The sequence below is a fragment of the Pseudomonas sp. FSL R10-0056 genome (assembly GCF_009600105.1).
GTDB lineage: Bacteria > Pseudomonadota > Gammaproteobacteria > Pseudomonadales > Pseudomonadaceae > Aquipseudomonas > Aquipseudomonas bubulae.
Map to the genome: position 1 here is coordinate 1 of NZ_WIWL01000024.1, position 5,556 is coordinate 5,556.

Here is a 5,556-nt window from a genome sequence, read left to right on the forward strand (position 1 = left end):
GACGTCGACGGCCGTTGCGCTGGGCCGGACGTGCGGCAGTGCTGTCGTTGGTAGTCGCAGTTGGCTGGTTTAGCGGCCCGACGATACTGATACAGATGCAGGCCGACTACCGCACAGGTGCGGGAGAAATCCGCACGGTTCAGCTCGACGACGGCAGCTCGGTACAGCTGGATGCCTCCAGTGCCATCAGCATCGACTACGACACTGGCGAGCGGCGTATCAGCCTGCTGGCGGGTTCGGCGGTGTTTGACGTGGCGCCCATGGGCGAAGCCGAAACCCGGCCTTTTGTGGTGCAAAGTGCGGGCGGGCGCACCCGAGCGCTGGGCACGCAATTTGTGGTGGGCCGCGAAAGCCGCGATCAGGCCTGGGTCGGCGTGTTGCAACACAGCGTTGCCGTGAGCCTGCAAACACCGCCGGCCCAAGGCGCAGCGCAGCAAACCCTTGAGGAGGGCCAGAGCGCCCGCTACAGCGCAGCGCAGGGTGTAGAAAAACTGCCCGGTTTCGACTTGAGCGCAGCCACCAGCTGGCGCCGTGGTGTGCTGGTATTTGACCGCCAGCCATTGGGCCATGTGATCGAGCAGCTCAACCGCTATCGCCCCGGCCAGATCATCTTGGCCAACCCGGCCCTGGCCAGTCGACAGGTCAGCGGCGTATTCCGCCTCGAAATGCTCGACAGCGCCCTGCACACCCTCACCCAGGAGTTGCAGGTGCAGCGCGTCGAACTGGCGGGCGTGAGCCTGGTGTATTGAGCCACCACAAAGCTCTGCAGCGCTTTTTGAAAATTAATCGCAAAAACCTTTACTGACTTTTCCCCCATCTTACGTCTTGCTATTGAGATTCATTCGCAAAGCAGCTCGTAAGCCTGGGGAAAATAAAAATGATGGGTAGTCAGCGCAAAGGGGTGCAATCCGCAAGTCGGTTAGCCTTTGCAGTTCATGTCGGGATTGTCGCCCTGTTGGCGGCGCAAATGCCGGTGCAGGCCGCAGAAAAAGTCAGCAGCGCCGTTCAGCAAGAATTTATCGCCTTCCATATTCCGGCCCAGCCGCTGGACAAGGCTGTGCTAGTCTTCGCCGAACAGGCGGGCCTGCAAGTGCTGTTTGACAGCCAGATGCTGCGCGGCCTGAGCTCCGTGGCGCTGAATGGCGACCTTGGCGTGCAGGAAGGCCTGGCGCGCTTGCTGGGCAACAACCCGGTGGAATATCGCTTTACCGGCGAACGGCAGATCACCCTGACCCGCGTCAGCGGCGAACACAACGGCGCCCTGGCCCTGGGCACCACCTCGGTGACGGCCAGTGAGGGTAATACGGCGGATTGGGTTTATCAGACGCCTGAAGGGGTGTCCGTGATTACCAGCGAGCAAATCAACAAGCGCGCCCCCCGCCACACAGCCGACATGCTCGAAGAAACCCCCGGTGTCTACACCGCAGTAGACCAACGCGACCCAGGCTTGTCGGTCAATATCCGGGGTCTTCAGGACTATGGCCGGGTCAACATGAACGTTGATGGCATGCGCCAGGACTTCAGCGTCAATGGTCACCAGCATCGCAATGGCGTGATGCTGATCGATCCGCAGATGATCTCAAGTATTGAAATTGATAAAGGCACTCAGTCGGGCATGGGCGGTGCTGCAGTACTCGGGGGGATCGCCACCTTTAAAACCATCGAAGCCAGTGATTTTTTGAAAGATGGCAAAGAGTTCGGCGGACGTATCCGGGCAGGTAGCGGTATCGGTGAATTGGGCAACGGTACTTATTTCAACGGTGGTGGAGTGTTCGCCATTGGAAACGACATTGGCGATGCCTTGTTTGCCTACAGTGAACGACACTTCGGCAACTACCGTAGTGGCCGGCAAAACGCTGACAACCTGGGGGATGAAATCCGCGTCAAAAAAACTCGCCGCGAAGCCTGGAACAACTGGCTGAACAATGAGGTGGGGGATGCAGGCAGCGTGACGCGCTCGCAGATGGTCAAGTTCGGCCTCAACTTGCCCAATGATCAGCGTGTACAACTGAGCTATCTGAATACCGACAGCGACAGCAATGATTCATGGACCTACGCGATCAACAACGAGACGGACTATGACTACGTCCGCCATAGCAAGAACAATCTGGGCACCGCCAACTTCGGGCTGGACTACAGCTTTAATCCCGACAACGAACTGATCGATTTCAAGGCCAAGCTGTATTACGTCACCACTGAACTGGTGCGTTCCAACGCCGGGCACCAGACGAGCGAAGTAAGGAACAACTACGACCCGTACAAGGACTATTTCCGTACCGATACCTGGGGGCTGCAAGGCGAGAACACCTCACGCTTCAACTTCGATACCTACGGTCTTTTGACCTGGAATTATGGCCTGGAGATGTACCAGGACACCTTCAAGCCAAAGAGCAATAAAGTTGCGGCCTTGAGTGAAGCGGTAAAACCTTATGTTGATGGTGCCGACCCTTCTGGCAAACGCACTATGGCCAGCCTGTTCAGCAATCTGGAGTACAACTACAACGACTGGCTGACCCTCAATGGTGGCTTGCGCTATGACCGTTATCGTCTTGAAGGCAAGACGGGGATGACGCTGTATCGTCAAGAAATCATTCGGTATGAGAATGGTGTGCCGGTGGTTAATCTGGATCCGGCAAAGCGTGTCGAAGATACCTACGACCTGGACGAAGAGAGCGGCCAGTTTTCACCGACGTTCGGTCTTGCGATCAAGCCGGGTGTGGACTGGCTTCAGTTGTATGCACGTTGGGGCAAGGGATGGCGCCCACCGGCGGTGACCGAAGTATTGATGACGGGGCGGCCTCATGGCGGCAATGCCCCTGAACGGGTGTTCCCAAACCCCTTTCTCAAGGCAGAGGAATCCAGAGACTGGGAAGTCGGCTTCAATATATTTAAAGAGTCGTTATTTTTTAATAATGACCGTCTGGGTATGAAGGTTTCTTATTTTGATAACCGAATCAAGAACTTTACGTTTATGCAGTACGGTATCGCGCTGCCTGAAGCATCAAATAATTTTGGTGATCTGGCATACGTTAATAACTTGAATGATACCCGTTTTAGGGGGCTTGAGTATCAGCTCAACTATGATATGGGGCGTGCGTATACCAATTTAAGCTACACCCATATGATTGGTGCTAACGATTTTTGTGCAAATGATCACTATCTTGGGGGCGCCAAAAAAGCCGGAAAAATCCTGAAGAGTTATTTGGAGCGTTATGTAAAGCCGGATGGGACAATGGGCTTTAGAAAAGTGAGCGAGTATGAGTACCTGGATGATGATAAAAGCAACAGCTACGTCGCGTGCGGCGGGATCATGGGCAGCGCGGCGCATATGCCCGCAGACCGGGGATCTTTAACCGCTGGTGCACGCTTTCTGGAGCGACGCCTGGACACGGGTATTCGTTTGCGCTATAGCCGCGGTAACGGTGCCGATATGAATGCCCATAACTATTACAGTATCGAGCAAGCGACCTGGCCTAAGTACAGTGTGTATGACCTGTATGCCAGTTACTGGCCCACTAATGATGTGAACCTCACGTTAGTGCTGGAGAACGCCACTGATGAGGCATATTTCGTTGCCATGGGCGATGCCAATAACTTGAGTTTGGCTCGGGGTCGTACATTGAGCGGAATGCTCGAATACAAATTTTAAAAAACAGCGATTCTGTCGTTGTTAAAGATTTTGCTCGTATTGAGCAAAAGCACGGAGACGTGTGCAGGTTGTCACTAAATCTATCAATGGAAGAAAGTAAATATGACTATCTCAGTAACTTACAACTCTCTGTACGGCGATATTTCGGTTAAGGATGTGTTAAGCGAATGGTCGACCGGTTTCCGCACTGCCGATCATGGCACAGTGAATACCGGTGGTTTCAACACCGGTGGTCGTGCAATGACAGGCGAGCAGTATGCAACTCAGGGTGCCAATGGTTCGAAATACGCCTTTGTGGCTGAGAGCAATACGGATAATGGTTTGAACTACGTGTTTAACCCGAAACTGTCTGCGGGCGACAACATGAACCACTACCTGTGGGGCAACCTGGATAACGTGCAGTTGGGTGAAGTGCTTGGCGGTGGTAAGGGCAGCGACTTTACCTTGGGCGACTACACCGCCTCCTTCAACGGCCTCGACCTGTCTGCCGCCAGCGATGCCGGCCGTGCGGGCAACGCTGTTCAGGACGTGATCTACGGCCTGATGAAAGGCGACGTATCGGGTCTGGAAGGCGTGCTCAACAACCTGCTGAGCGGGTTCGGCCTGAGCACCGATTCAACCTTCGACCAACTGGCGGCAGCTGGCCTGGCTCACGCCGATGCACCACTGGCGGCTGATATCAGCCTGGTGGGCGTGCTGGATGTGGCTCAGGACTGGGCACTGGCGGCGTAACTCCCGCCCACCTCAGTGAACTCCAATCCTGTGGGAGCCGGGCTTGCCCGCGATGGCATCGGCATGGTCTGGCAGTCAGACCGCGCCGCTTGCATCGCAGGCAAGCCAGCTCCCACAGGGTTTTCGGCCCATATCCTCGGAACCTTTCCATGACCCGGCCCAAAGCCAACGAGATGCTGGCTGCCTTGACGGCCTACAAACGTGCTTTTTTCAATATCGGCCTGTTCTCGGCCGTGATCAATTTACTGATGCTGGCCCCGGCCCTGTACATGCTGCAGGTATATGACCGGGTGCTGGCATCGGGCAATCAAATGACCCTGTTGATGCTGACGCTGATGATCCTCGGCCTGTTTGGCCTGATGGGGGCGTTGGAGTGGGTGCGTAGCCAGGTGGTGATCCGCCTCGGCACGCAGATGGACATGCGCTTGAATCAGCGCGTCTACGACGCCGCTTTCGAGGCGCAATTGCGCACCGGCAGTCCGGCAGCAGCGCAGGCGTTGAATGACCTCACCAGCCTGCGCCAGTTCGCGACGGGCAATGCGCTGTTCGCGTTTTTCGACGCGCCGTGGTTTCCGGTGTATCTGTTTGTGATCTTTATGTTCAGCCCCTGGCTGGGGCTGTTGGCCTTGGGCGGCGCGGTACTGTTGATGATTCTGGCATGGGTCAATCAGCGCGTTTCCCAAGCGCCGCTCAAGGCCGCCAGCGAGTTGTCGGTGCAGGCCACCCAGCAGGCCAGCGCGCATCTGCGCAATGCCGAGGCCATTGAGGCCATGGGCATGCTCGATACCTTGCGCGGGCGTTGGCTGGCGCAGCACACGGCCTTTTTGGCGCAGCAGAATCTGGCCAGCGAAAAAACCGCCACCGTCAGTGCCTGGTCCAAGGGCGTGCGCCTGGCACTGCAATCCCTGGTGCTTGGCCTCGGTGCCTTGCTGGCGGTGCAGGGGCAGATCACGGCCGGGATGATGATTGCCGGCTCCATTCTGATGGGCCGGGTGTTGAGCCCCATCGATCAGTTGATTGGCGTGTGGAAACAGTGGAGTTCGGCGCGGCTGGCCTATCAGCGTCTCGAAGCCTTGCTGCACAGCTATCCGGCTCGGGCGCAACGCATGGCTTTGCCCGCGCCACGGGGCGAGCTGGCGGTGGAGCAATTGAGCGCCAGTGCGCCCGGCACCCGT

At 56.7% G+C, this 5,556-nt stretch carries 4 protein-coding genes; all 4 read left to right on the forward strand.

From position 1 onward, the window contains the following. On the forward strand, window positions 1-749 hold a 749-nt coding region (locus GHO42_RS01805; protein ID WP_256671098.1), incomplete at its 5' end, for a FecR family protein. 128 nt (window positions 750-877) lie between these two features. Beyond that, window positions 878-3,649: a TonB-dependent receptor gene (locus GHO42_RS01810; RefSeq protein ID WP_133143793.1), complete on the forward strand. Its 2,772-nt coding sequence runs from the start codon at window positions 878-880 to the stop codon at window positions 3,647-3,649. A gap of 102 nt (window positions 3,650-3,751) precedes the next feature. Further along, on the forward strand, window positions 3,752-4,381 hold the full coding sequence (locus GHO42_RS01815) for a heme acquisition protein HasA (protein WP_095018395.1): 630 nt from the start codon (window positions 3,752-3,754) through the stop codon (window positions 4,379-4,381). A 149-nt stretch (window positions 4,382-4,530) separates the two neighbouring features. Next, window positions 4,531-5,556 (forward strand): ABC transporter transmembrane domain-containing protein (locus GHO42_RS01820; protein ID WP_256671099.1); only part of this gene is annotated, 1,026 nt, incomplete at its 3' end.